Origin of the sequence: Simplicispira suum (assembly GCF_003008595.1) — a bacterium.
Lineage (GTDB): Bacteria > Pseudomonadota > Gammaproteobacteria > Burkholderiales > Burkholderiaceae_C > Simplicispira > Simplicispira suum.
Map to the genome: position 1 here is coordinate 3,090,152 of NZ_CP027669.1, position 25,623 is coordinate 3,115,774.

Annotated in this window: 19 protein-coding genes and 1 pseudogene; 18 read left to right on the forward strand and 2 right to left on the reverse strand. The window is 64.6% G+C overall.

Annotation, left to right across the window (positions count from 1 at the left end; genetic code table 11):
- Window positions 1-218: 218 nt before the first annotated feature.
- The 6 genes from C6571_RS14365 (at window position 219) to arsB (ending at window position 6,816) form a co-directional block, all read left to right on the forward strand.
- Window positions 219-1,364, forward strand: coding sequence for an MFS transporter (locus C6571_RS14365; RefSeq protein WP_245901296.1), 1,146 nt, complete (start codon window positions 219-221; stop codon window positions 1,362-1,364).
- A 21-nt stretch (window positions 1,365-1,385) separates the two neighbouring features.
- The gene (locus tag C6571_RS14370) at window positions 1,386-2,858 is read left to right on the forward strand and encodes an RNB domain-containing ribonuclease (protein ID WP_106447297.1); all 1,473 of its coding nucleotides are present in this window, start codon (window positions 1,386-1,388) and stop codon (window positions 2,856-2,858) included.
- Window positions 2,859-3,005: 147 nt separating this feature from the next.
- Window positions 3,006-3,362 carry an ArsR/SmtB family transcription factor gene (locus C6571_RS14375; protein ID WP_106447298.1) on the forward strand — a complete coding sequence of 119 codons (357 nt, stop codon included), beginning with the start codon at window positions 3,006-3,008 and terminating at the stop codon, window positions 3,360-3,362.
- A 60-nt stretch (window positions 3,363-3,422) separates the two neighbouring features.
- Window positions 3,423-3,971, forward strand: a complete 549-nt coding sequence (locus C6571_RS14380; protein WP_106447299.1) for an arsenate reductase ArsC — start codon at window positions 3,423-3,425, stop codon at window positions 3,969-3,971.
- Window positions 3,972-3,989: 18 nt separating this feature from the next.
- The gene (gene arsA / locus C6571_RS14385) at window positions 3,990-5,774 is read left to right on the forward strand and encodes an arsenical pump-driving ATPase (protein ID WP_106447300.1); all 1,785 of its coding nucleotides are present in this window, start codon (window positions 3,990-3,992) and stop codon (window positions 5,772-5,774) included.
- Between the two features lies 1 nt (window position 5,775).
- A complete protein-coding gene (gene arsB, locus C6571_RS14390) occupies window positions 5,776-6,816 on the forward strand; it encodes an ACR3 family arsenite efflux transporter (RefSeq protein WP_106447301.1) in 1,041 nt (346 codons plus the stop codon).
- Window positions 6,817-6,867: 51 nt separating this feature from the next.
- On the opposite strand, the gene C6571_RS14395 is transcribed toward arsB, so the two are convergent.
- Both C6571_RS14395 and C6571_RS14400 read right to left on the reverse strand, forming a co-directional pair.
- Window positions 6,868-7,725 (reverse strand): universal stress protein, encoded by an 858-nt coding sequence (locus C6571_RS14395; protein ID WP_106447302.1) that lies wholly within the window; start codon window positions 7,723-7,725, stop codon window positions 6,868-6,870.
- Window positions 7,726-7,822: 97 nt separating this feature from the next.
- A pseudogene (locus C6571_RS14400) lies at window positions 7,823-9,294 on the reverse strand (SulP family inorganic anion transporter).
- Window positions 9,295-9,679: 385 nt separating this feature from the next.
- On the opposite strand from C6571_RS14400, the gene C6571_RS14405 reads away from it, so the two are divergent.
- From C6571_RS14405 to C6571_RS14460, 12 genes are all read left to right on the forward strand, one after another.
- Window positions 9,680-11,452 carry an N-acetylglutaminylglutamine amidotransferase gene (locus C6571_RS14405; RefSeq protein WP_106448258.1) on the forward strand — a complete coding sequence of 591 codons (1,773 nt, stop codon included), beginning with the start codon at window positions 9,680-9,682 and terminating at the stop codon, window positions 11,450-11,452.
- 11 nt (window positions 11,453-11,463) lie between these two features.
- Window positions 11,464-13,206 (forward strand): N-acetylglutaminylglutamine synthetase, encoded by a 1,743-nt coding sequence (gene ngg / locus C6571_RS14410; protein ID WP_245901297.1) that lies wholly within the window; start codon window positions 11,464-11,466, stop codon window positions 13,204-13,206.
- Complete coding sequence (locus tag C6571_RS14415) at window positions 13,203-14,420, forward strand: osmoprotectant NAGGN system M42 family peptidase (RefSeq protein ID WP_106447303.1); 1,218 nt, start codon at window positions 13,203-13,205, stop codon at window positions 14,418-14,420. The genes ngg and C6571_RS14415 overlap by 4 nt, the downstream gene beginning before the upstream one ends.
- A 158-nt stretch (window positions 14,421-14,578) precedes the next feature.
- Window positions 14,579-14,953 (forward strand): thioredoxin family protein, encoded by a 375-nt coding sequence (locus C6571_RS14420; protein WP_106447304.1) that lies wholly within the window; start codon window positions 14,579-14,581, stop codon window positions 14,951-14,953.
- 235 nt (window positions 14,954-15,188) lie between these two features.
- The gene (gene rimP, locus C6571_RS14425; protein WP_106447305.1) at window positions 15,189-15,773 is read left to right on the forward strand and encodes a ribosome maturation factor RimP; all 585 of its coding nucleotides are present in this window, start codon (window positions 15,189-15,191) and stop codon (window positions 15,771-15,773) included.
- A 74-nt stretch (window positions 15,774-15,847) separates the two neighbouring features.
- A complete protein-coding gene (gene nusA, locus C6571_RS14430; protein WP_106447306.1) occupies window positions 15,848-17,332 on the forward strand; it encodes a transcription termination factor NusA in 1,485 nt (494 codons plus the stop codon).
- A 24-nt stretch (window positions 17,333-17,356) separates the two neighbouring features.
- The gene (infB, locus tag C6571_RS14435; protein WP_106447307.1) at window positions 17,357-20,221 is read left to right on the forward strand and encodes a translation initiation factor IF-2; all 2,865 of its coding nucleotides are present in this window, start codon (window positions 17,357-17,359) and stop codon (window positions 20,219-20,221) included.
- 160 nt (window positions 20,222-20,381) lie between these two features.
- The gene (gene rbfA, locus C6571_RS14440) at window positions 20,382-20,759 is read left to right on the forward strand and encodes a 30S ribosome-binding factor RbfA (protein ID WP_106447308.1); all 378 of its coding nucleotides are present in this window, start codon (window positions 20,382-20,384) and stop codon (window positions 20,757-20,759) included.
- The gene (truB, locus tag C6571_RS14445) at window positions 20,756-21,754 is read left to right on the forward strand and encodes a tRNA pseudouridine(55) synthase TruB (protein ID WP_106447309.1); all 999 of its coding nucleotides are present in this window, start codon (window positions 20,756-20,758) and stop codon (window positions 21,752-21,754) included. Before rbfA ends, truB begins: the two co-directional genes overlap by 4 nt.
- Window positions 21,751-23,574, forward strand: coding sequence for a translational GTPase TypA (typA, locus tag C6571_RS14450; RefSeq protein WP_106447310.1), 1,824 nt, complete (start codon window positions 21,751-21,753; stop codon window positions 23,572-23,574). Before truB ends, typA begins: the two co-directional genes overlap by 4 nt.
- A gap of 57 nt (window positions 23,575-23,631) precedes the next feature.
- Complete coding sequence (locus C6571_RS14455) at window positions 23,632-24,507, forward strand: DMT family transporter (protein WP_338054280.1); 876 nt, start codon at window positions 23,632-23,634, stop codon at window positions 24,505-24,507.
- A complete protein-coding gene (locus tag C6571_RS14460; protein ID WP_106447311.1) occupies window positions 24,495-25,586 on the forward strand; it encodes an enoyl-CoA hydratase/isomerase family protein in 1,092 nt (363 codons plus the stop codon). The genes C6571_RS14455 and C6571_RS14460 overlap by 13 nt, the downstream gene beginning before the upstream one ends.
- The last annotated feature ends 37 nt before the right edge of the window (window positions 25,587-25,623 follow it).

Here is a 25,623-nt window from a genome sequence, read left to right on the forward strand (position 1 = left end):
GACAAGAAAAGTTTAGGTAAAAATGGGCTCTAGCGCTTATGCAGTAAGCGCTAGAAGCTATTGTTTCGATAGTTAAATCCCTCTCCCGCCCTGGGCGCCGCCCGACACACATGCTCCCAGAGCCACCGCCACCGCCACCGCCACCGCCCCCTCCCGCAGCGCCTGACCCCGCCGCGCCCCGAGCCGGGGGCCCACGCAGGGCCAAGCTGCACCCCGACGTGCTCAAGCTTGGCCTGGTGAGCTTTCTCACCGACTTGAGCTCGGAGATGATTTTCTCGGTGTTCGCGGTGTTCTTCACCACCGTGGCCGGGGCGTCAAGTGCGCTGCTGGGGCTGATCGAGGGACTGGCAGATTTTTCTTCGTCGTCGCTCAATTACATCGCCGGCTGGCTGTCGGACCGCAGCGGCCAGCGCAAATGGTTGGCTACCGCAGGCTATGGCTTTTCCACGTTGGCCAAGTTGATCCTGCTGGTGTCCTCGTCCATCACCGGGTTGGCGGTGTTCCGTGTGCTTGAGCGCCTGGGCAAAGGCTTTCGCGGGCCGCCGCGCGACGCGTGGCTGGTGTCGGTGGCAGGCGAGGCGCAGCGCGGCTACGCGCTGGGCGTGCACAAGGCGCTGGACAAGTCGGGCGCCGTGCTGGGCCCGCTGGTGGCCTATGGTTTGCTGAAATGGCTGGGAGAGTCGGCCAGCACGTACAGCTTGCTGTTTCTGGTGGCGGTGGTGCCCGCCGTGCTTGGCGTGCTGGTCCTGATGCTTGTCTCGAATGCGCCGGGCCAGCCGCACCCGCGCGAGAGCCTGCGCCAGAACTGGCAGCAGCTCAGCCCCGGTTTCAAGCGTTTCCTGGTGCCTGCGGGCGTGTTCGCGCTGGGCTACTTCAGCCTGGGTTTTTTCCTCGTGCGCGCGCACGACGTGGGTTTCAGCCTGACCGATGTGGTGCTGCTCTACGCCTTGTTCAACACCACCTGCGTCGTTGCTGCACCGCTGGTGGGCCACCTGGGCGACCGGGTCGGGCGCAGCCGCATCGTGCTGCTGGGCTACGCCACCTACGCCGGCCTCAACCTGTGGATGGTGTTTGCCAGCACACGCTGGGAGATGGTCGCGGTGTTTTGTATCTACGGTGTGTTCTACGCGATTGAAGAATCGCAGAGCAAGGCCTTCATTGCCGACATCGAGCCCGAACGCCGCGCCACGGCCATGGGGGCCTACAACTTCGTCACCGGTTCGCTGTACCTGCCGGCCTCGCTCGTGGCCGGGGCGCTGTGGACAGTGGCGCCCAGCGCGGCATTTGGCCTGGCGGCTGCGCTGTCGGTCGCGGCCATGGGCGTTTTTCTGCGCGTGCGCCCGGCAGCGCGCTTGGCGGACTGAGGGCTGCCGTACAGTCTGGCCATGAGCCAACGACAGAACTTTCGCCGCAGCGACCTGGTCCGTATTGCCATCGAGGCCATGAAGGAGCGCGGCCTGGAGCCCGAGTTCCCCGCAGGCGCGCTGCGGGAGCTTGCGGCGCTCACGGGTCCGGGCGAGGACAAGGGCCCGACGGTCCGCGACCTGACCGCGCTGCCCTGGTCGTCCATCGACAACGACGATTCGCTCGACCTCGACCAGCTCACGGCGTGCGCGCCCCTGGGCGGCGGCGCGGTGAAGATTTTTGTCGCCGTGGCCGATGTCGATGCGCTGGTGACAAAGAACTCCGCCATCGACGTGCACGCGCGCACCAACACCACTTCGGTCTATACCTCGGTGCGGATATTCCCCATGCTGCCCGAGCGTCTTTCTACTGACCTGACTTCCCTCAACGACGGCCAGGAGCGCCTGGCCATCGTCACCGAGATGGTGGTGGACAAGGCTGGCGTAGTCACCCACAGCACGGTGCACCGCGCCCGCGTTCTGAATCAGGCCAAGCTGGCTTACGACGCCGTGGCTGCGTGGATCGAAGGCGAAGGCGATTTGCCCGAAGCTGCGCGTGCCGTCCCCGGCATGGACGAGCAGCTGCGCACGCAGGACGCCGTGGCCCAGCGCATGCGCGTGCGCCGGCGCGAGCAAGGTTCGCTGGAGCTGGAAACCTTCCAGCCGCGCGCCGTGTTCGAAGGCGAGCGCGTGGTGGACATCCGCCAGCATTTGCAAAACCGCGCACGCCAGCTGATCGAAGAATTCATGATTGCCACCAACACCTGCACGGCGCAGTTTCTGGCGCAGAACGGAGCCAGCGCGCTGCGCCGCGTGGTGCGCTCGCCCGAGCGCTGGCACCGCATTGTGGAGGTGGCCGCCAAGTACGGCGAGCGTTTGCCGGCCGAGCCAGATTCGCTGGCACTTGAAGCCTTTCTGGCGCGGCGGCGCAAGGCCGACCCACTGCGTTTCCCCGACCTCTCGCTGGTCGTCGTCAAGCTCATGGGATCGGGCGAGTACGTGGTCGAGCACCCGAAGGGCGAGCCCATTGGCCACTTTGGTCTCGCCGTGCGCGACTACACGCATTCCACCGCGCCCAACCGCCGCTACCCCGACCTGGTGACGCTGCGCATGGTCAAGGCGCTGTTGCAGGGCGAGCGTTCCCCCTATGGCACGGCGGAACTGGAGCGCCTGGCCGAGCACTGCACGCAGCAGGAAGACGCGGCGCAAAAGGTCGAGCGCAGCGTGCGCAAATCCGAGGCCGCGCTGTACCTGCAAGGCATGGTGGGCAAAAAGTTTGATGCCGTCGTCACTGGCGCCAGCGACCGCGCCGTTTGGGTGCGCATCTTTGCGCCGCCGGCCGAAGGCATGCTGGTGGGCGGAGGCACCCACCTGGACGTGGGGCAGAAGCTGCGCGTCAAACTGGTGGAGACCAATGTGGAGCGCGGCTTCATCGACTTCGAGCAGGTGCTCTGAATGACGGCGGAAAATCGATAAGAATCGAACCCTAGCGCTTGATAGAAAAGACAAGATAGCTATTAAAGTAATAGCTATCTTGTGTCCGGTTGATCGCGCTGATTGGATGTCATTGCAACCATTCAATGATTGTTGAATAATTGCAATATGGACCAAGCCACCGCCACCACCGTCTTTGAATCCTTGGCCTCGGGCGTTCGGCTCGATGTCTTTCGCTTGCTCGTCAAACAAGGCCCGCAGGGGCTGGTGGCCGGCGAGATTGCGGCCGCGCTGGGCTTGCCCGCCACCAATGTGTCGTTCCACCTGAAGGCGCTCACGCAGGCCGGTCTGCTGACCGGAACACAGGAGGGACGCTACCAGCGCTACCGGGCCAATATCGCCTTGATGGCCGAACTGATCGCCTATCTGACGGACGAATGCTGCGCCGGCCAACCGGCGCTGTGCGAAGGGCTGGGCGTGCCGGAATGCCTCGCCTGCGGCAGCACGCCAGCCCGCACGGATTGAGAAGCCGATCCGCCCTGCGGCGCCCACGCCATCCCCGTTTCTTTGCTTCCCAAGCCTGCCATGAATGTCCTGTTCCTTTGTACCGGCAACTCGTGCCGCTCCATCCTTGCCGAGGCCTGCTTCAACCACCTGGCCCCGGCGGGCTGGCGCGCCCTGAGCGCCGGCAGCCAGCCCACCGGGCAGGTGCATCCGCGCGCGCTGGCCTTGCTGGCGCGCGAAGGCATCGCGGCGCAAGGCTGCCACAGCAAGTCGTGGGACAACTTGCCAGCGGTCCCCGACGTGGTGGTCACCGTGTGCGCCAGCGCCGCCGGCGAAACCTGCCCCGCCTATTTGGGGCCGGTGCTGCGCGCGCACTGGGGTGTGGACGACCCGGCACACGCCACCGGTACCGACGCACAGATGGATGCCGCCTTTCTGGCCGCCTACCGCACGCTGCGCGCGCGCATCGAAGCGTTTCTTGTTTTGCCGCTGGAAGATTTGAAAACCGATCCAGCCCGCCTCAAGGCCGAGCTGGATCGCATCGGCACGCTCGTGGGCGGCGGGGCGGCGCTGGCCACTGTGGAGCCGCAGTCTGCGAGTGCTAGCTGTTCGGGCGGCGCCTGCTGCTGAAACAACCAGAATAAACCCATGCAATTTCTCGACAACGCACCGCGTTTTCTCTTTTTCACCGGCAAAGGCGGCGTCGGCAAGACCTCGCTGGCCTGCGCCACGGCCATGCAACTGGCGGCCCGCGGTCAGCGCGTGCTGCTGGTCAGCACCGACCCGGCGTCGAACGTGGGCCAGGTGTTTGGCCTGGCGATCGGCAACCAGGTCACGGCCGTGCCCGAGGTGCCACGCCTGTGGGCGCTGGAGGTAGACCCGCAAGCCGCTGCCCAGGGCTACCGCGACCGCATCGTCGGGCCGGTGCGTGGCGTGCTGCCCGATGACGTGGTCAAGGGCATTGAAGAGCAGCTCTCGGGCGCCTGCACCACCGAAATTGCGGCGTTTGACGAGTTCACCGCGCTGCTGACCGACACCAGCCTGGACGCGCGCTACGAGCACATCATTTTTGACACCGCGCCCACCGGCCACACCATCCGTCTGCTGCAACTGCCGGGGGCCTGGAGCGGCTTTCTGGAGTCTGGCAAGGGCGACGCCTCCTGCCTGGGACCGCTGGCCGGGCTGGAAAAGCAGCGCAGCCAGTACGCGGCGGCCGTGGCGGCGCTGGCCGACGGCACGCGCACCCGGCTGGTGCTGGTGGCCCGCGCGCAGCAGTCCACGCTGCGCGAAGCCGCGCGCACGCACGGCGAACTGCAGGCCATCGGTTTGGGGCAGCAGTACCTGGTGGTGAACGGCGTGTTTCCGCCTGGCGAAGCGGCGCAAGACCCGCTGGCCGCTGCCATTTGCCGGCGCGAGCAGGCCGTGCTCGCCGCCATGCCGCCGGCCCTGCAGTCGCTGCCGACCGACCTTGTGGCGCTCAAGCCCTTCAACCTGGTGGGGCGCGAGGCCTTGCGCCAGTTGTTGGTGGACACGGCGGCGGCGCCGGTGCCCGGCGATAGCGGCGGACAGCCCGACATCGACCTGCCACGCCTGGCTGCGCTGGTGGACGGCATTGCTGCCGACGGCCACGGCTTGGTGATGCTGATGGGCAAGGGCGGCGTGGGCAAGACCACGCTGGCCGCCGCCGTCGCGGTGGAACTGGCGCACCGGGGCTTTGCAGTGCATTTGTCTACGTCGGACCCGGCAGCCAACCTGGAGCAGACGCTGGGCGGCGCGCTGGAGAACCTCACCGTGAGCCGCATCGATCCGCACGAGGTCACCGAGCGCTACCGCCAGCAGGTGCTGGCGACCAAGGGCGCGAAACTGGATGCCGCCGGACGCGCATTGCTCGAAGAAGATCTGCGCTCGCCATGCACCGAAGAAATCGCCGTCTTCCAGGCCTTCTCGCGCACCATCCGCGAATCCGGCAAGAAGTTTGTCGTGATGGATACGGCGCCCACTGGCCACACGCTCTTGCTGCTGGACGCCACCGGCGCCTACCACCGCGACATCGTGCGCCAGATGGGCAGCACCGGCGTGCACTTCACCACGCCGATGATGCAGCTCCAGGACCCCAAGCAGACCAAGGTGATTCTGGTCACGCTGGCCGAGACCACGCCCGTGCTCGAAGCCGCCAATCTGCAGAACGATCTGCGCCGCGCCGGCATCGAGCCCTGGGCCTGGGTCATCAACAACAGCGTGGCGGCGGCCCGGGTGACTTCGCCACTGCTGCGCCAGCGCGCCCGCAACGAACTGCGCGAGATCGATGCCGTCACCACGCAGCACGCCAAGCGCTGGGCCATCGTGCCGCTGCTGAGCGAGGAGCCCGTCGGCATCGCGCGCCTGCTGGAGCTTGCCGGCTCCCAATTCCAAGCTCAAGCGGCGGGAGTCTGAGATGGGGTTGTTTGAGCGCTACCTGACGGTGTGGGTGGGCTTGGGCATCTTGGCCGGTGTGGGCCTGGGATTGCTGGCACCGGGCGCCTTCCAGGCGATTGCCGCGCTGGAACTGGCCCACGTCAACCTGGTTGTCGCCGTCTTCATCTGGGTGATGATTTATCCCATGATGATCCAGGTTGACTGGAGCGCGGTGAAGGACGTTGGCAAAAAACCGCGCGGTCTGTTGTTGACGCTGGTGGTCAACTGGCTCATCAAGCCCTTCACCATGGCGGCGCTGGGCGTGCTGTTCTTCCGCTATTTGTTTGCGTCCTGGGTCGACCCGCAATCGGCCAGCGAGTACATCGCCGGCATGATCTTGCTGGGCGTGGCGCCATGTACGGCGATGGTGTTCGTCTGGAGCCAATTGGTAAAGGGCGACGCCAACTACACGCTGGTGCAGGTGTCGGTCAACGACCTCATCATGGTGGTCGCCTTTGCGCCCATTGCCGCCTTTCTGCTGGGGGTGACGGACGTGACGGTGCCCTGGCAGACGCTGGTGCTCTCCACGGTGCTCTATGTGGTGCTGCCGCTGGCGGCGGGCATGGCCACACGGGCGCTCTTGCAGCGCCGCTCAAAGCACGCCGTGGCCGACTTTGTTGCGCACCTCAAGCCGTGGTCGATTGCCGGGCTGATCGCCACGGTGGTGCTGCTGTTTGGTTTTCAGGCCGGCACCATCGTCGCGCAGCCACTGGTGATTGCGCTGATTGCCGTGCCGCTCGTCGTGCAGAGCTACGGCATTTTTGCCATTGCCTGGTGGGGCGCGCGCTGGCTCAGGCTGCCGCACGAGGTCGCCGGCCCGGCCTGTTTGATCGGCACCTCGAACTTCTTCGAGCTGGCCGTGGCCGTGGCGATTTCGCTGTTTGGCCTGCACTCCGGCGCGGCGCTGGCCACCGTGGTGGGCGTGCTGGTGGAGGTGCCGGTGATGCTGTCGCTGGTGGCGCTGGTGAACCGGGCGGGGCGCCGGGCCGTACGTCCCGTGCGCGGTGAAAATTTCAGTTAAAAGTGGCTCTAGCGCTTATTGGATAAGCGCCAGCAGCTATTAAAAACAGAGCTACCGCAGAATCAATACCGGCAGCTCCGAGAGCCGCAGCAGCGTGGTCGTGGTGCTGCCGACAATGAGCTGGCGGATGCGCGAGTGGCCGTAGGCGCCCATCACCAGTAGCGCCGCGCCCTGGGTGCTGAGCAGTTCGGGCAGGGCTTGCTCGGGTTCGCCAGGCAGCAGCTTCGTCTGCACCGCAAAACCGGCCACACGCAGCAGTTCCGCAGCGGCGGCCAGCTGCTCCTGCGCTTCGGCAGTGTCTGCGCCCACCATGGCAATCAGCGCCGGCAAGCCGCGCAGCAGAGGGCTGGCGGCGACCATGTCGACCATCTTGCGGGCCGTGGGACTGGCGTCGTAGGCCACCACAAAGCGCTCAGGCGCAGCAAAGTGCTCGCTGGTGGCGACCAGTACCGGGCGTTGCAGCGCGCGAATGACGCTCTCGACGTGGTGGTCGAGGTGGAGCTTGCGCGGTCCGCTGGCGCGGTGGTTCGCGCCCAGAACGCACAAACGCAGTTCGGGTTCGAGCTCCAGCAGGGTATCGACCAGTTCGCCGTGGCGCATGTGGGTGGCGGGCACCGGCAGGCCGGCGTTTTGAGCGCGCAGGCTGGCGGCTTCCAGCATTTCGCGCCCAGCCTGCTGGGCGAGCTTGCCGCGTTGTTCGTCCAACGCGCTCAGTTGCTGTAGCAGTACCTCTTGTGCCCCCAGGCCAATCGCGCCGGTGTAGTCGCCCACGTTGGGCAATTCGGGCGAGCGCTCCAGTACATGCAGCAATTCGAGCGGCGCAGGCAGGCGCTGTGCCGCCCAGGCGGCCCAGTCGATGACGGCGGTGGTGGTGGCGCGGCCGTCGATGCAGGCGTAGACCTTGTTCATGGGGACCTCCTGTTAGGGCAATGCGGAATAAGTCGCCGCGATGATGCGCGCCGTGCGAGGGATTTGTTCAACATGGCGTTTTGAGGTTCTTGTCCACTCAGTGCATAAGATTTTCAATAGCGCCGGGTTTGTCGTGCAGCGCAAAGCGGTCCACCAGTGTCGCACTTGCGGCGTTCAAACCCAAGACCTCCACGCTGGCACCCTCGCGGCGGAACTTGAGCACGGCCTGGTCGAGCGCGGCTACCGCGCTCACGTCCCAGAAATGCGCGGCGCTTACATCGATGCACACGGCGGAGACGGCCTCGCGAAAGTCAAACGTGGCCAGAAAGCGCTGGGTGGAGGCAAAAAACACCTGGCCGACCACGCGGTAGACGCGCACGCCTTGGTCCATCCGGCTGTCTACGCGCAGCACGCGCGAGACCTTGCTGGCAAAAAACAGCGCCGAGAGCAGCACCCCCGTCAGCACGCCGCGCGCCAGATCGTGCGTGAAAAGCGTGACCAGCACCGTTGCCAGCATCACTATGCTGGAACTGGGCGGGTTGCTGCGCAGGCGGGCGATGGAACTCCAGTTGAAGGTGCCCAGGCTCACCATGATCATCACCGCCACCAGGGCAGCCATGGGAATCTGCTTGACCCAGGGGCCGAGAAACACCACCAGCACCAGCAGAAACACCCCGGCCACCAGCGTCGACAAGCGCCCGCGCCCACCCGATTTCACGTTGATGACCGACTGGCCAATCATGGCGCAGCCCGCCATGCCGCCCAGCAGGCCGGTGGCCACGTTGGCGACGCCTTGGCCGACGCATTCGCGGTTCTTGTTGCTGGGGGTGTCGGTCAACTCGTCGACGATGGCTGCGGTCATCATCGATTCAAGCAGGCCCACTACAGCCAGCGTTGCCGCGTAGGGCAGCACGATGGAGAGCGTTTCCAGGTTGAGCGGCACCTGCGGCCACAGGAATACTGGCAGCGTGCTGGGCAGTGCGCCCATGTCGCCCACGGCGCGGATATCCAGGTCCAGCGCCATGGAAATCGCCGTGAGCACGACGATGGTCACCAGTGGCGACGGTACCGCGCGAGTCAGGTAGGGCAGGCCGTAGATGATGGCCAGGCCCCCGCCGTCATGGCATACACCGTCCAGGGAACGTTGGTCAGTTCGGGCAACTGGGCCAGAAAGATCAGGATCGCCAGTGCGTTGACGAAGCCGGTGACCACCGAACGCGAAACAAAGCGCATCAACGTTCCCAGGCGCAGCGCGCCCGCCAGCATCTGCAGCACGCCGGTGAGCAGTGTTGCCGCCAGCAGGTACTGCAGGCCATGGTCGCGCACCAGCGTCACCATCACCAGCGCCATGGCGCCGGTGGCGGCCGAGATCATGCCGGGGCGCCCGCCAGCAAAGGCAATGACCACAGCCATGCTGAAGGAGGCGTACAAGCCTACCTGCGGATCCACGCCGGCAATGATGGAGAAGGCGATGGCCTCGGGGATCAGCGCCAGAGCGACGACCAGGCCGGCCAGCACGTCGCCGCGCACGTTGAACAGCCAGGTCTGGCGCAAAGAGGAAACGGTCATGAGAAAGGGGAGAAAGGGCGCGCGGGAAGCTGGCGCCTGCCAGGAGAGAGAAAAAGCGGGGGGAATGGTGCGCCCGATAGGGCGGAGGCGTCCGGCCGGATCGGCCTGGAACATGCAATTATATGCCAATTTGGCCATTAAGTGCTTGCATTATGCTTGTTTATAGTTATAATGACGCGTCTTTTAACCCTGTGTGCATGCAACAGGGCCCATCCCGTTGCTGATCGCCGCACCACTTGGCGGTTGGCGGCCGCGCCGAACGTCTTGTTCCGCGTGCACTGGTTGTGGCTGCCATGTACCGGCTGCATCCCTGCTTTACCCGCCCGACCGCTGGTCGCGCTCCGAGGTACCGCACAGGCGCAGCCCACCGATGGAGGGACTGCCCATGTGCGGCATCGCCGGAGAACTACGATTTGACGCCCGCGAAGCGGATCTGTCTGCGCTGGCGCGCATGAACGTCCGGCAGGCGCCGCGCGGACCGGACGGCCAGGGTGTGTTCGCGACGGCAGGAAAGGCCTTTGGCCACCGGCGCCTGAAAATCATGGACCTGTCCGACGCGGCGCAGCAGCCCATGGTGGACCCGCATCTGGGCCTGGGCATCGTGTTTAACGGTGCTATCTACAACCACCCTGAACTGCGCAAGGAACTAAAAGCGCTGGGCTACCGCTTTTTTTCGCACGGCGACACCGAGGTACTCCTCAAGGCCTACCACGCCTGGGGGCCGGATTTCGTCCAGCGGCTCAACGGCATGTTTGCCTTTGCGCTTTGGGAGCGCGATTCGGGCAAGGTGCTGCTGGGGCGTGACCGGCTGGGCATCAAGCCGCTGTATTGGGCCGAGGTGGCGGGCGGTGTGCGCTTTGCCTCCGCCTTGCCGGCGCTGCTTGCGGGCGGCGGCATCGATACCGACATCGACCCGGTGGGCCTGCACCACTACTTGTCCTTCCATGCCGTGGTGCCGGCGCCGCACACCCTGCTGCGCGGCGTGAAGAAGCTGCCGCCCGGCACGCTGATGGTGATCGAGCCCGATGGTCGGCGCAGCGAAAAAATCTTCTGGGCACTCGACTACGCGCGCACCACGGAAGAAGAAAACCGCTCGTTTGACGACTGGCGCGACATCCTGCTGCAGAGCCTGCGCGCCGCAGTGCGCCGCCGTCTGGTGGCCGATGTGCCGGTGGGCGCGCTGCTCTCGGGTGGGGTTGATTCCAGCTTGATCGTGGGTCTGATGGCCGAAGCCGGTGTTCCGAATCTGCGCACCTACAACGTCGGCTTTGAGGACGTGGGCGGCGAGAAGGGCAACGAGTTTGAATACGCCGAGATCGTGGCCCAAAGCTTTGGCACCATCCATGAGCGCATCTTCGTGCCCGAAGCCGAGCTGCTGCGCCGCCTGCCCGAGGCGATTGCCGCCATGAGCGAGCCCATGGTCAGCCACGACTGCATTGGCTTTTATCTGCTCTCCGAAGCCGTCTCGCGCCACAGCAAGGTGGTGCAAAGCGGGCAGGGCGCCGACGAGGTGTTTGGCGGCTACCACTGGTATCCGGCGCTCGCTGGAAGCCGCCAGCCGGTGGACGACTACCTGGCAGCGTTTCGTGACCGGGGACCCGCCGAGATGGCGCGCACCGTGCAGGCGCGCTACGCCACGGCGGACGCCTCGCGTGCGCTGGTGGCCGAGCGGTTTGCTGCCCCCGGTGCGAGCGACCCGGTAGAGCAGGCGCTGCGCCTCGATACCACGGTGATGTTGGTGGACGACCCGGTCAAGCGCGTGGACAACATGACCATGGCCTTTGGCCTGGAAGCGCGCGTACCTTTCCTGGACCACGAACTGGTTGAGCTGGCTGCGCGCATTCCGGCGCGCCACAAGCTCGCCGGTGGCGGCAAGGGCATCCTGAAGGAAGCCGCGCGCAAGGTGATCCCTGCAGCCGTCATCGACCGCCCCAAGGGCTATTTCCCGGTCCCCGCGCTCAAGTACTTGCAAGGCAATGTGCTGGCCAACGTGAAAGACGCGCTCGGCAGCCGCGCGGCGCAGGAGCGCGGCCTGTTTCAGCGGGTCTACGTCGACGAGCTGCTGGCCGACCCCGGCGCACACATCACGCCGCTGCGCGGCTCCAAGCTCTGGCAGCTGGGCCTGCTGGAGATGTGGCTGCAGACCCACCTGGCATGACGGAGGCCACCATGATGCGCAAACACGCCCAACGCGCTCTGCGTCTGGACCGCAGTCCCCTGCCGAAGGCCGAGGGCGCGCGCAGCCAGGCACCACTGGCCAATGCGGTGGTGGACTGCGGCTGGGGCCGTCTGGTGGCTGGTCACACCTTTGCCGACCCGGCCCAGGTGGCAGCGCAGTTGCTGCAGGAAAGTCCGGGCGAGCGCGACATTGCCTTTTACGTCGACAAGCCGCACGTGGTGGTCGCCCAGGCGCCGCAGCAGTTGTTTGTTGATCCGTCCGAGGCCTTTCGCCTGACCCTGGCCAGCTACCGGCCCTCACCGGCGCGGCGGCGCGGCTTTACCGTCCGGCGGCTGCGCACACGCGCCGACATTGCCGCCATCAATGCGATCTACCGCAGCCGCCGCATGGTGCCGGTGGACCCGCAGCGCGTCTGGGCTCGCCGCGCCGACCGCACCATGATCTATGCCCTGGCCGAAGACCAGGCCAGCGGCGAGGTGCTGGGCGTGGCGATGGGTCTGGATCACGCCGAAGCCTTCAACGACACCGAGCCGGGCTCCAGTCTGTGGGCGCTGGCGGTGGCGCCGCAGGCCACGCACCCCGGCATTGGCGAGGCGCTCACGCGCTACCTGGCGGAGCATTTTCAGGCGCGCGGGCGGGCCTACATGGATTTGTCGGTGCTGCACGACAACCAATCGGCGATTGCGCTCTACGGCAAGCTTGGTTTTCAGAATTTGCGCGTGTTTGCGGTCAAACGCCGCAACGCCATCAACGAACCACTGTTCACGGGCCCGACCACCGGTGACGAGGCGGCCCTGAACCCCTACGCCCGCATCATTGTGGACGAAGCGCAGCGGCGCGGCATCCTGGTGGAGTTGGTAGACGCAGAAAACGGCTACTTCAAGCTCAGCCACGGCGGGCGCAGCGTGGTCTGCCGTGAATCGCTCACCGAACTCACCAGTGCGGTGGCGATGAGCCGCTGCGCCGACAAGCGCGTGACGGTGCGCCTGCTGGCAGGTGCGGGCCTCAAGGTGCCACAGCAGACGCTGGCCGGTGACCCCGCGCACAACGCAGCGTTCCTGCAGCAGCACGGGCACATCGTGGTCAAGCCGCTCGACGGCGAACAGGGCAAGGGCATCAGCATCAAGCCGCAAACGGTGGACGATATGGAAGATGCCATTGCCACCGCCCAGCAGCACGGGGAGCGCGTGCTGCTCGAGCAGTTCTGCGAAGGCCAGGATTTGCGCATCGTCGTCATCAACCACCAGGTCGTGGCCGCTGCGCTGAGGCGGCCCGCGCAGGTGGTGGGCGACGGGCACGCCACGATCGCCGAACTGATCGACAAGCAAAGCCGTCGCCGCAGCGCCGCCACGGGGGGGGAATCGCGTATTCCGGTGGATGGCGAGACGCGCCGTTGTCTGGCGGGCCAGGGCCACAAGCTGACCGACGTGCTGCCCGCAGGATGGACGCTTGCGGTGCGCAAAACGGCCAACCTGCACACCGGCGGCACGATCCACGACGTCACTGAGCAACTGCATCCGCAACTGCGCAGCGCGGCTGAGCACGCCAGCCGCATTCTCGACATCCCCGTGACAGGCCTGGACTTCCTGGTTCCCGCAGTCGATGGCCCCGACTACGTGATCATCGAGGCCAACGAACGTCCGGGCCTGGCCAACCACGAGCCGCAACCTACGGTGCAGCGCTTTGTCGACATGCTGTTTCCGCGCACCCAATGTGAAAGCCCGACCCCATGAATCCAAGCACCCACGCGCCGCAGGTGGCGCTGCCAACGATCGACACCGCCTTTCTCGAGGAATCCTTGCTGCAGCTGATGGCGCTGCCCAGTCCGGTCGGTCTGACCGATGGCGTCGTGCGCTACACCGCCGCGCGGCTCGAATCCATCGGTATTCCCTACGAAATCACCCGGCGTGGCGCTATCCGCGGCTTGCTGCGCGGGCGCGAGCGCCGGCCCGCGCGAGCGCTGGTCGCCCACCTCGATACCTTGGGCGCCATGGTTCGCGAAATCAAGCAGAGCGGGCGGCTGGCCATCGTGCCCATAGGTTCCTGGTCTTCGCGCTTTGCCGAAGGCGGGCGCCTGACCATCTACACCGACCACGGCCAGTTGCGCGGCTCCTGCCTGCCGCTCAAGTCTTCCGGGCACGCCTTTGGCGGCGAGGTGGATACGCAGCCGTCGAGCTGGGACCACGTCGAGGTGCGTGTGGACGTTCCTGCGCATTCGGCGCAGGAACTCATCGATGCCGGCGTCCACGTGGGCGACTGGATTGCCTTTGACCCGCAGCTCGAAATGGCGCCGGGCGGCTACATCGTCTCGCGCTATCTGGACGACAAGGCCGCCGTGGCTGCGCTGCTGGCCGCCTGCAAAGCCGTGGTGGACAGTGGGCGCGAGCTGCCAGTGGACGCGCTGGCGCTGTTCACCATCACCGAGGAAGTGGGCTCGGGCGCGTCTGCCGCGCTGCATGGCGACATTGCGGAGATGGTGAGCCTCGACATCGCCATCTCTGCGCCGGGCCAGAACACCAGCGAACACGCCGTCACCATTTGCCTGCAGGACCTCTCAGGCCCGTTCGACTACCACCTGACGCACAAGCTCATAGGCCTGGCGCAAGAGCACGGCATTGACTACCGGCGCGATGTGTTCAAGTTTTACCGTTCGGACTCGGCTGCCGCCGTGGAGGCAGGAAACGACATCCGCACTGCGCTCATCGGCTTTGGCGCCGACGCCTCGCACGCGCACGAACGCACCCACCGAGACGCCTTGCTCGCGCTCGCCCGACTGGCCTGCGCCTATATGCTCTCCGACCCGGTGGCGCGGCGTGACCGCACATCCATGGGCTCTCTGGAGGGATTTACCGAGCAGCTGCGTCCGGACGAGATGCAGTTGCCTAGCACTGCGCTGCCCGACCCAGAGGTCTTTTTGGCGCCGGAGGGGGGCGACGCGCCGGTTTGATCGTGCGCCAGCAAAGAATTCGAGGATTTTTCGCCTCCTGCGCTTATCTGGTAATTGATTGAAGCTATCAAAAACGTAGTAATTGAGCCTGCCCGGCGGTCCCGGCGCCACGCGCTACGATCAAGCCCTTGCCGCCACAACAGGAAGTCAAAAAAACCATGCAGCGCAGCGCAGACACTATTGCTCAAGCCGAGGCGTGGTGGGTCGTGTGCCTGTGCGCGGCTTGGTGCAATACCTGCACCGATTACCGCCCCATCTTTCTCGCAGTGGCGCGCGACTGGCCGCAGATGCGTTTTGAGTGGGTGGACATCGAGGACGAATCCGAGCTGGCGGGCGATCTGGATGTGGAGACCTTCCCCACGCTGCTGATAGCGGACGCTCACGGGGCGCGTTTTCTCGGCCCTTTGCTGCCCCATGCTGCGGTGCTGAGTCGCTTGATCGCCAGCCTGCAAGACGCAGGGCACGTCGCCCAGGCAGAGGTCGATTCCGAAGCGCAAGCCGTGTTCCATCGGGTGCGTTTGGCGCGCGCCTGAGGCCGCAACCACGTTTTGGCGTTGCATTGCCAACGAGCAAGCGGCGGACAAGCCCGTTTTTTGCCGTTTCGCCGGCCGAAGCGCTTTTCTGACAAGGCGTTCCAAGCTATAATCGCCTTCTCACGACCAAGCGGGCGGGTACCAACCGCCCGTTTTTTTTGGCCGTCAGCTTTTGGAGCTCGAAGCCTCAGGGGGTTCTCGGGTTTTTTGTTTTTCCGGGATTGAACGCATACACGTGGCACTGCAGCAAATTGTTGAGCAAACCGTCATCGGCCTGGGTTATGACCTGGTCGAAATCGAGCGCAGTTCCGGTGGCCTGCTGCGCATCACCATTGACCTGCCATGGCAGGCGCCAGCGGAAGGCGCAGCCCCGGTGGATGAGGTGTACGTGACGGTGGAAGACTGCGAAAAGGTCACGCGGCAGTTGCAGTTTGCGTTGGAAGTGGAGGCGGTGGAGTACCAGCGGCTTGAGGTCTCCTCGCCGGGTATCGATCGCCCCCTGCGCCATGAACAGGATTTTGTACGTTTTGAGGGTGAGGTGGTTGACCTGACGCTCAAGCAGCCTATTGGAGTGGCGGCTGCAGGCCAGGTCAGCCCTTTGCGCAAGAAGTTTCGCGGCACGCTGGAGCGGGCCGAGGGGGGTGGTTGGCAGATCACCTGGCGCGATGAGCCAGCGGTCAAGCCGGGTCAGCGGGTGAGCGCCAAGCGCGCCCCGGCGCCGCTGCAGGCCTTGGGCTTTGCGCTTGATGAGCTGAAAGACGCGCGGCTGGCGCCGATTGTGAATTTCAAGGGGCGCGGCGCCAAACCGGCGCCGCAATGATTCCCCGAAAGGGTGAAGTGGATCTGGGTCGCAGCCACGCTGCCCAAGGGTAAAAGAAATAGGAGAGTCGTTGCATGAATCGCGAACTGTTGATGTTGGTTGAAGCCATTTCGCGCGAGAAGAACGTCGAGCGCGACGTGGTGCTGGGCGCCGTTGAATTGGCGCTGGCGCAGGCGACGAAAAAGCTCTATTCCGGCGAAGTGGATATCCGCGTCGCGCTGGACCGCGACAGCGGCAATTACGAAACCTTCCGCCGCTGGCTCGTCGTGCCTGACGACGCTGGTCTGCAAAACCCAGACGCCGAAGAGCTGCTGATGGACGCCCGTGATCGTGTGCCCGACGTCGAAGTGGGCGAGCACATCGAAGAGGGTATTGAATCGGTGCCCATTGGTCGCATCGGTGCCATGGCGGCCAAGCAGGTCATTCTGCAGAAAATCCGCGACGCCGAGCGCGAAATGCTGCTGTCCGACTTCATGTCGCGCGGCGAAAAAATCTTTACGGGCACGGTCAAGCGCATGGACAAGGGCGACCTGATCGTCGAGTCGGGCCGGGTCGAGGGGCGTCTGCGCCGCGGCGAGATGATCCCCAAGGAAAACCTGCGCAGCGGCGACCGTGTGCGCGCCATGATCATGGAAGTCGATCTGACTTTGCGCGGCGCGCCCATCATCCTCTCGCGCTCGGCGCCGGAGTTCATGATCGAACTGTTCCGCCATGAAGTGCCCGAGATCGAGCAGGGTCTGCTGGAAATCAAGAGCTGCGCCCGCGACCCAGGGAGTCGCGCCAAGATTGCCGTGCTTTCGCACGATCGCCGTGTAGATCCTATCGGCACCTGTGTCGGTGTGCGCGGCACCCGCGTCAACGCCGTCACCAACGAGCTTGCTGGCGAGCGCGTCGACATCGTTCTGTGGTCCGAAGACCCGGCGCAGTTCGTTATTGGTGCATTGGCGCCGGCCAACGTCTCCTCCATCGTGGTGGACGAAGAAAAGCACGCCATGGACGTCGTGGTGGACGAAGAAAACCTGGCCATCGCCATTGGCCGCGGTGGCCAGAACGTGCGCCTGGCGTCCGATCTCACCGGTTGGAAAATCAACATCATGGACGCCGCCGAATCGGCCCAGAAGCAGGCCGACGAAACCGACACGGCGCGCAAGTTGTTCATGGAAAAGCTCGACGTGGATCAGGAGATCGCCGACATCCTGATCGAGGAAGGTTTCAACACCCTCGAAGAAGTGGCCTATGTGCCGCTCCAGGAGATGCTCGAAATCGAGAGCTTCGACGAGGAAACCGTGACCGAACTGCGTGCGCGCGCCAAAGACGTGCTGCTCACATTGGAAATTGCCCGTGAGGACAGTGTTGAGAGCGTGTCGCAGGACCTTCGCGACCTCGAAGGCATGACGCCCGAGCTGATTGCGAAGTTGGCCGAAGGCGGCATCCATACCCGCGACGATCTGGCCGATTTGGCCATCGACGAATTGACCGAGCTGACCGGGCAGCCCGAAGACGATGCCAAGGCATTGATCATGAAAGCACGCGAACATTGGTTCGCGGGGCAAGAGTAAAGGTCAGGGAGGCACCAAGCACATATGTCCAGTATCACAGTCGCCGAGTTCGCCAGCGAACTCAAAAAAACTCCTGACGTCTTGCTCGAACAGCTCAAGTCCGCCGGTGTCGCAAAAGCCGATGCGGCCGACGCACTGACCGAGGGAGACAAGCAAAAATTGCTCGCGCATCTTCAGGCCAGCCACGGCATGGGAGGGGCAGATCGCAAGAAGATCACTTTGGTCAAGCGCTCTACCAGCGAGATCAAGCAGGCCGACGCTTCCGGCAAGGCGCGCACCATCCAGGTGGAAGTACGCAAAAAGCGCACCTTCGTCAAGCGCGACGAGACCGTCGAGACGGCTGGGCCGATAGACGATGCCGCCGAATCCACGCAAGCCGCCGAGGCTGCACAGGTCGAGGACCGCGACAACGCGGAGCTGGCTCGCCGTGAGGAAGAGGCGCACCGCCAGGCCGCGCTGATCAGCCGCCAGGAGCAAGATCTGAGCGAGAAGCGACGCGAACGCGAAACGCGCGAGCAGCGCGAACGCGAAGCCGCCGAACGCGCCGCCGCCTATGCCGCACAAGAGGCTGGCAAGAAGGCCCAGATGTCGGCCGAGAAGCAGGAAGCGACGCGCGAGCAGGCCGCAGAAGCCGCCGCCCGCGTTGCAGCACAAACGGAAGCGCGCGAAAAGGCCGAGGCCGAGTCGCGCGCCCGCGCCGCCGAGGAGGCCGAGCGCGCTACCGATTTGGATGAACGCCGTCGCAAGGCGCTGGCTGAGGCCGCTGCCATCCGCTCGATGATGTCCACGCCCGCCAAGGTGTTGGTAGCCAAGAAGCCGGAAGAGCCCAAGCCGGCGCCGCGCTCCGCTGCCGAGGCCAAGAAGGGAACACTGCACAAGCCGGCAGCTGCGCCGGGCGCAGCTCCGCGCACTGCAGGTGCGCCGGGCGGTGCAGGCAAGGAAGTGAAGTCGGCCAAGCTCTCGTCGAGCTGGGCAGGTGATCCGGCCAAGAAAAAAGGCATTCCCACCCGTGGCGACACGGGCGGGGGGCGCGGCGGCAGTGCGTGGCGCAGTGGCGCGCGCAGCGGCGGCCGGCGCGGCAACGACCGCGACCGCTCGGACCAGCACGCCCATGCGGCGCCGGCCGAATTCCGCAGCATCGAAGTGCACGTGCCCGAGACCATTACCGTGGCCGAGCTGGCGCACAAGATGTCGATCAAGGCGTCCGAAGTCATCAAGGCCTTGATGAAGATGGGCCAGATGGTCACCATCAACCAGCCGCTGGACCAGGACACCGCGATGATCGTCGTGGAAGAAATGGGCCATACGGCGGTGGTGGCGGCACTGGACGACCCGGAGGCGTTTTCCCAGGACGATGCGTCTGCACAGGACGCCGAGCTGGTTTCCCGTGCTCCCGTGGTGACTGTCATGGGCCACGTCGACCACGGCAAAACCTCGCTGCTGGACTACATCCGCCGCACCAAGGTGGCGACGGGTGAGGCCGGCGGCATTACGCAGCACATTGGCGCCTACCACGTCGAGACGCCGCGTGGCATGGTCTCCTTCCTCGACACTCCTGGCCACGAAGCGTTCACCGCAATGCGTGCCCGTGGTGCGCAGGCGACCGACATCGTGATTCTGGTGGTGGCTGCAGACGACGGCGTGATGCCGCAGACGCGTGAAGCCATCAAGCACGCCAAGGCGGCCAATGTGCCCATGGTGGTGGCGATCACCAAGTCCGACAAGCCGGACGCCAACTTCGACCGCGTCAAGCAGGAACTGGTGGTTGAACAAGTGGTTCCCGAAGAGTACGGCGGCGACGCGCCCTTCGTGCAGGTCTCTTCCAAGACCGGCATGGGCATCGATACGCTGCTTGAGCAGGTGCTCTTGCAGGCCGAAGTGCTGGAACTCAAGGCGACGGTGGATACGCTGGCCAAGGGCCTGGTCATCGAAGCGCAACTCGACAAGGGCCGCGGCCCGGTGGCCACGGTGCTGGTGCAGTCCGGTACGCTCAAGGTGGGCGACGTGGTGCTGGCCGGCCAGACTTTTGGCCGCGTGCGTGCCATGCTCGACGAAAACGGTCAGACCACCAAGACCGCTGGGCCGTCCATCCCCGTGGAAATTCAGGGTCTGACGGAAGTGCCGCAGGCGGGCGACGAATTCATGGTGCTTACCGACGAGCGCCGGGCTCGCGAGATTGCCACCTACCGTGCCGGCAAGTTCCGCAACACCAAGCTGGCACGGCAACAAGCCGCGAAGCTGGAGAACATGTTCTCCGACATCACGGCGGGTGAAGTGAAAATGCTGCCCATCATCGTCAAGGCCGACGTGCAGGGTTCGCAGGAAGCCTTGTCGCAGTCGCTGCTCAAGCTCTCGACCGACGAAGTCAAGGTCCAGTTGGTGTACACCGGTGTAGGTGCCATCAGCGAGTCCGACATCAACCTGGCGATTGCTTCCAAGGCCATCGTCATTGGTTTCAACGTACGGGCCGACGCCGGTGCGCGCAAGCATGCCGAGGCCAACGACGTTGATCTGCATTACTACAGCATCATTTACGACGCCGTGGATGAGCTGAAGGTGGCAATGTCCGGCATGCTCGCTCCCGAGCAGCGTGAGGAAGTCATCGGCACGGCCGAAATTCGCACCGTGTTTGTGGCCTCCAAGATCGGCACCGTCGCCGGTTCGTACATTACTTCGGGCATGGTGCATCGCAATGCCAAGTTCCGTCTGCTGCGCGACAACGTGGTCATCTACACTGGCGAAGTCGATTCGCTCAAGCGGCTCAAGGACGACGTCAAGGAAGTCAAGGAAGGCTTCGAGTGCGGTATCAAGCTCAAGAACTACAACGACATCAAGGAAGGTGATCAGCTGGAGTTCTTTGATATCAAGGAAATCGCCCGGACTTTGTAAACACCCCCTGAGTCGCTTCGCGCCTTCCCCCTCTCTCGAATCGCTTTGCGATTCGGGAGGGGGACGCCCCCGGTACTGCGGGGCGGCCCTTGTACGGGGGCACTGGTATCAGGCAGGGCCGTTTCGGCATTGCTGAGCGCAACAGGGAACTTCATTTGACATGGCAGCCAAGAAATCCTCCACCCCCAACCGCGCCTTCAAGGTGGCCGACCAGATCCAGCGCGATCTGTCGGAGTTGATCGCGCGCGAGTTGAAGGATCCGCGGGTCGGCATGGTCACGATTCAGTCGGTGGAAGTGACGCCCGATTACGCCCATGCCAAGGTGTTCTACAGCGTGCTGACGGGCGAGCCGGCGGCCACGCAGGAAGCCCTTGACCAGGCGGCGGGGTTTTTGCGCGCGGGGCTGTTCAAGCGCCTTCACATTCACACGGTGCCCACGCTGCATTTCGTCTTTGACCGCACACCCGAGCATGCGGCGGACATGAATGCGCTGATTGCTCAGGCCGTCGCTTCGCGCTCAAAAGAAGACACCGAATGACCGCGCGCGCTCCCCGCATTCGGGTACAGCGGCGCCCGGTGCATGGGGTGCTGCTCATCGACAAGCCGCTGGGGCTCTCCAGCAACCAGGCGCTGCAGAAGGCCAAGTGGTTGTTGCGCGCCGAAAAGGCGGGCCATACCGGTACGCTCGACCCGCTCGCCACTGGCGTGCTGCCGCTGTGTTTTGGCGCGGCAACCAAGTTCAGCCAGTTGCAGCTTGACGCGCCCAAGACGTACCACGCGGTGGCGCGCCTGGGCGTGACGACCAGCACGGGCGACGCCGAGGGTGAGGTGCTGGCTGAGCGGCCCGTGCCGCCCGAGGCGCTATCGCCCGAGCGGCTCGCGGCCGTGCAGCGCCAGTTCACCGGCCCGATTGCACAGGTGCCGCCGATGCACAGCGCCTTGAAGAAGGACGGGCGCGCGCTGTACGAGTACGCGCGCGCGGGCATTGAGGTGGAGCGCGCGCCGCGTAACGTAGAAATTTTTGAGCTAAATCTGGCTCCAGCGCTTGATGCGTATACGTATCCAGCTATCAACATCGTAGTGAAATGCAGCAAAGGCACCTACATCCGCACCCTCGGCGAAGATATCGGAGCGGCACTCGGTTGTGGCGCCCACCTGACCTTTTTGCGCCGCATTGAAACTGGCGGCCTGGGGCTGGCCGCTTGCGTCACCCTAGACGCCCTGGAAGCCATGGACGAGGAGGCCCGCATTGCCTGTCTGGCGCCCACTGAACTGCTGCTCTGCGGTCAACCGCGCATTGAGTTGGGGGCCAACGAGGCCGGGCGCTTTCTCTCGGGTCTGCGCCGCCGTGGCGCCTGGCCCGATGCGCCTGCGGTGGCGGTGTTCGGGCTGGCACCCGCAGCGCTGCTGGGCGCAGGCCACGTCGTGGCAGGCGAACTCATCCCCGACCGGCTGCTGAGTCCGGTGGAAATCGAACAAATCTTGAAGAGCACGCCGAGCGCCGCAAGCGCCGGCATTTTGGAAACGATATGAACAAGCAAATTCGCAACATCGCCATCATTGCCCACGTGGACCATGGCAAGACCACCATGGTCGATCAACTCCTGCGCCAGTCGGGCACGTTCGCCGAACACGAGAAGGTCGTGGACACGGTGATGGACAACAACGCCATCGAGCGTGAGCGCGGCATCACCATTCTGGCCAAGAACTGCGCCGTGACCTGGGAGGGTACGCACATCAACATCGTCGATACCCCCGGCCACGCCGACTTCGGCGGTGAAGTCGAGCGCGCGCTGTCCATGGTCGACGGCGTGGTGCTGCTGATCGATGCGCAGGAAGGCCCGATGCCGCAAACGCGCTTTGTCACCAAGAAGGCGCTGGCGCTGGGCCTCAAGCCCATCGTGGTGGTCAACAAGGTGGACAAGCCCGGCGCAAACCCTGACAAGGTGGTGAACGCCGCGTTTGACTTGTTCGACAAGCTTGGCGCAACCGACGAGCAGCTCGATTTCCCGGTGGTCTACGCCTCGGGCATCAACGGCTGGACCTCGCTGGTGGAAGGCGAGCCGGGCGAGCAATGGGGTCCCGACATGTCGGCGCTGTTTGAAACCGTGCTCAAGCACGTTCCCGCGCACGAAGGCGATGAGAAAGCACCGCTGCAATTGCAGATCTCTGCGCTGGACTTCTCCACCTTCGTGGGCCGCATTGGTGTCGGCCGCATCAACCAGGGCACCATCAAGCCGAACATGGATGTGCTTGTCATGGAAGGGCCGGACGGCAAATCCTTCAAAGGCCGCGTCAATCAAGTGCTCACCTTCCAGGGCCTCGAGCGCATGCAGGCCACGGAGGCCGGCCCGGGCGAAATCGTGCTGATCAACGGCATTACCGACATCGGCATCGGCGTCACGGTGACCGATACCACGAACCCTTCGCCGCTGCCCATGCTCAAGGTGGATGAGCCCACGCTGACCATGAACTTCTGCGTCAATACCAGCCCACTGGCTGGTCGAGAAGGCAAATTTGTCACCAGCCGCCAGATTTGGGACCGCTTGCAAAAGGAGCTGCAGTCGAACGTGGCCCTGCGTGTCAGTGAGACCGACGAAGAGGGCATTTTCGAAGTCATGGGCCGGGGCGAGCTGCACCTGACCATCTTGCTGGAGAACATGCGCCGCGAAGGCTACGAAATGGCGGTTTCCAAGCCCCGGGTGCTGTTCAAGGACGTGGGCGGTGTGCGGCACGAGCCGATTGAGCTGGTGACTGCTGACATCGAGGAAACCCACCAGGGCGGCGTGATGCAGGCGCTGGGCGAGCGCAAGGGCGAGCTGGTGAACATGGAGCCCGATGGCCGTGGCCGCGTGCGCCTGGAATACCGCATCCCGGCGCGCGGCCTGATTGGCTTCACCAACGAGTTCCTGAACCTGACGCGCGGCTCGGGTTTGATCAGCAACATTTTCGACAGCTATGAGCCGCACAAGGGCGAGATCGGCAGCCGAAAGAACGGCGTGCTGATTTCCATGGACGACGGTGAAATTTTCACCTACGCGCTGGGCAAGCTCGACGACCGTGGCCGCATGTTTGTCAAGGCCAACGATCCGGTGTACGAGGGCATGATCGTCGGCATTCACAGCCGCGACAACGATTTGGTGGTCAACGCCACGCGCACCAAGCAGCTGACCAATTTCCGCGTCTCGGGCAAGGAAGACGCCATCAAGATCACACCGCCGATTGACCTGACGCTGGAATACGGTGTCGAGTTCATCGAAGAGGACGAGCTGGTCGAGATCACGCCCAAGTCGGTGCGCCTGCGCAAGCGCCACTTGAAAGAAAGTGATCGCAAGCGCGCCAGCCGCGAATAAGGCGTGTCCACCGGTGCAGTCCCCGAGCCGGTATTGACCGGTCTGCGCGCGCGTTCGATGACGCATGCGCGGGCGGTCTGGATCATGGTGGGCGCGACCTTTCTCTGGTCCATCGCCGGCGTGGTGACACGCCAGATCGAACATGCGCGCAGCTTTGAACTGACCTTCTGGCGCAGCTTATTTACCGTGCTCTCGCTGCTGGTTTTGCTTCCGGCGTGGCGTGGCCGGGGAGCGCTGCGCCCGCTGGTCTCGGGTGGGCGCTCGCTGTGGCTCTCCGGCTTGTGCTGGAGCGTGATGTTCACCGCCTTCATGGTCGGCATTACGCTGATGTCTGTGGCCAATGTGCTGGTCACCATGGCCTGCGGCCCGTTGCTCACCGCCGTGGTGGCATGGATTTTCATTGGCCACCGCATTGCTGCGCGCACCTGGGTGGCCATTGCGCTGGCGGGGCTCGGTATTGCCTGGATGTTCGGCACCCAGGTGCGCGACGTGCCTCTGGCCGGCACTTTGGTGGCCCTGTGCATTCCGCTGGCTGCGGCTGTCAACTGGACTGTGGTCCAGCATGCGCAAAGCCAGGGCGAGTCGGTGGATCTCATGCCCGCAGTGTTGATCGGCGCGGCGCTGTCCGCGCTCGCCACGCTGCCGTTCGCCTGGCCCTTTGCTGCGTCCACGCACGACCTGGCGCTGTTGGCGCTGCTCGGCCTGGTGCAGCTCGCTATCCCCTGTCTGCTGGTTGTCCAATCTGGCCGGGTGCTGAAAGCCCCGGAAATGGCCTTGCTCGGGCTGCTTGAAGTGATTTTCGGTATTTTGCTGGCATGGTGGGGAGCAGGGGAGCGCCCCGGACCCGCCGTGCTCACGGGCGGCGCGCTGGTGATCGGCGCACTGGTGTTCAACGAATGGTTGGCTTGGAGGGAACAGGCATGGACGCGATAACGCAGGATCTGGTGTGTGAAGTGAGGGGCAAGATAGGGTTTGTGACCTTGAACCGGCCCCGGGCATTGAACGCCCTGACGCTCGACATGGTGCGCGGCCTGATGACCGCCTTGCTCGCTTGGCGCAGCGACCCCGAAGTGGTGGCGGTTGCAATACGCGGCAGCAACAAAGAGGGCGTGTTCGGTGCTTTCTGCGCCGGCGGCGACATTCGCTTCTTGCACCAGGGGGGAAGCACGGGCGACCCACGCGTCGAAGATTTCTTCACAGAAGAATATGCCCTCAATCACCTCATTCACACCTACCCGAAACCCTATGTAGCCTTCATGGACGGCATCGTGATGGGTGGCGGCATGGGCATCAGCCAAGGCGCCGCCCTGCGCCTGGTGACCGACGCTACCCGGATGGCCATGCCCGAGACGGCCATTGGCTTGTTCCCCGATGTGGGCGGGGGCTACTTTTTGTCGCGTTGTCCCGGCCATACCGGCGAGTGGCTGGCGCTGACTGGAGAGACCATTGGCTCAGACGAAGCCCTCGCGCTCGGCCTGGCAGATGCCCGGCTGGAAGTGGCCGCCCTCGCACCTTTGTGGGACGAACTGGGTTCGGGCAGCGCGAAAAGCGGCGCGGATATCAAGAATCTGGTTGCTACTAGATCAATAGCTAATAGCGCTCATGAAATAAGCGCTAGAGGCCAAATTGACCATTATTTTTCATTGGAATCGGTTGGGGCTATCGTTGGCGCGCTGGAAGCCAGCGCGGGCGAATGGGAAACCAAGACGGCTGCCATCTTGCGCAAGCGTTCGCCCTTGATGCTGCACGTGGTGCTGGAGCAGATCCGGCGTGCGCGCACCCTGTCGCTTGCCGATGATCTGCGCATGGAGCGCGACATGGTCCGCCATTGTTTCCACTTGCGTCCTGGCCAGAGTGAGACGCTGGAGGGGATTCGCGCGCTCGCGGTCGACAAGGATCACACGCCCCGCTGGGCGCCCGCTCGCATTGAGGATGTGACGTCCGATATGGTCGCGCCGTTTTTTGTCAGCCCCTGGCCGGCGCACGCCCATCCGCTTGCAGCGCTGCGCTGACGCCATTGCGCGGCGGCCAGCCCAGGCGATGGAAAAT

Excerpts from the sequence above, each read along its gene's own strand:
- C6571_RS14370 (WP_106447297.1), top strand. The coding sequence starts at position 1,386 with ATGAGCCAACGACAGAACTTTCGCCGCAGCGACCTGGTCCGTATTGCC.
- C6571_RS14375 (WP_106447298.1), top strand. The coding sequence starts at position 3,006 with ATGGACCAAGCCACCGCCACCACCGTCTTTGAATCCTTGGCCTCGGGC.
- C6571_RS14380 (WP_106447299.1), top strand. The coding sequence starts at position 3,423 with ATGAATGTCCTGTTCCTTTGTACCGGCAACTCGTGCCGCTCCATCCTT.
- arsA (WP_106447300.1), top strand. The coding sequence starts at position 3,990 with ATGCAATTTCTCGACAACGCACCGCGTTTTCTCTTTTTCACCGGCAAA.
- arsB (WP_106447301.1), top strand. The coding sequence starts at position 5,776 with ATGGGGTTGTTTGAGCGCTACCTGACGGTGTGGGTGGGCTTGGGCATC.
- C6571_RS14395 (WP_106447302.1), bottom strand. The coding sequence starts at position 7,725 with ATGAACAAGGTCTACGCCTGCATCGACGGCCGCGCCACCACCACCGCC.
- C6571_RS14405 (WP_106448258.1), top strand. The coding sequence starts at position 9,680 with ATGTGCGGCATCGCCGGAGAACTACGATTTGACGCCCGCGAAGCGGAT.
- ngg (WP_245901297.1), top strand. The coding sequence starts at position 11,464 with ATGATGCGCAAACACGCCCAACGCGCTCTGCGTCTGGACCGCAGTCCC.
- C6571_RS14415 (WP_106447303.1), top strand. The coding sequence starts at position 13,203 with ATGAATCCAAGCACCCACGCGCCGCAGGTGGCGCTGCCAACGATCGAC.
- C6571_RS14420 (WP_106447304.1), top strand. The coding sequence starts at position 14,579 with ATGCAGCGCAGCGCAGACACTATTGCTCAAGCCGAGGCGTGGTGGGTC.
- nusA (WP_106447306.1), top strand. The coding sequence starts at position 15,848 with ATGAATCGCGAACTGTTGATGTTGGTTGAAGCCATTTCGCGCGAGAAG.
- infB (WP_106447307.1), top strand. The coding sequence starts at position 17,357 with ATGTCCAGTATCACAGTCGCCGAGTTCGCCAGCGAACTCAAAAAAACT.
- rbfA (WP_106447308.1), top strand. The coding sequence starts at position 20,382 with ATGGCAGCCAAGAAATCCTCCACCCCCAACCGCGCCTTCAAGGTGGCC.
- truB (WP_106447309.1), top strand. The coding sequence starts at position 20,756 with ATGACCGCGCGCGCTCCCCGCATTCGGGTACAGCGGCGCCCGGTGCAT.
- typA (WP_106447310.1), top strand. The coding sequence starts at position 21,751 with ATGAACAAGCAAATTCGCAACATCGCCATCATTGCCCACGTGGACCAT.
- C6571_RS14455 (WP_338054280.1), top strand. The coding sequence starts at position 23,632 with ATGACGCATGCGCGGGCGGTCTGGATCATGGTGGGCGCGACCTTTCTC.
- C6571_RS14460 (WP_106447311.1), top strand. The coding sequence starts at position 24,495 with ATGGACGCGATAACGCAGGATCTGGTGTGTGAAGTGAGGGGCAAGATA.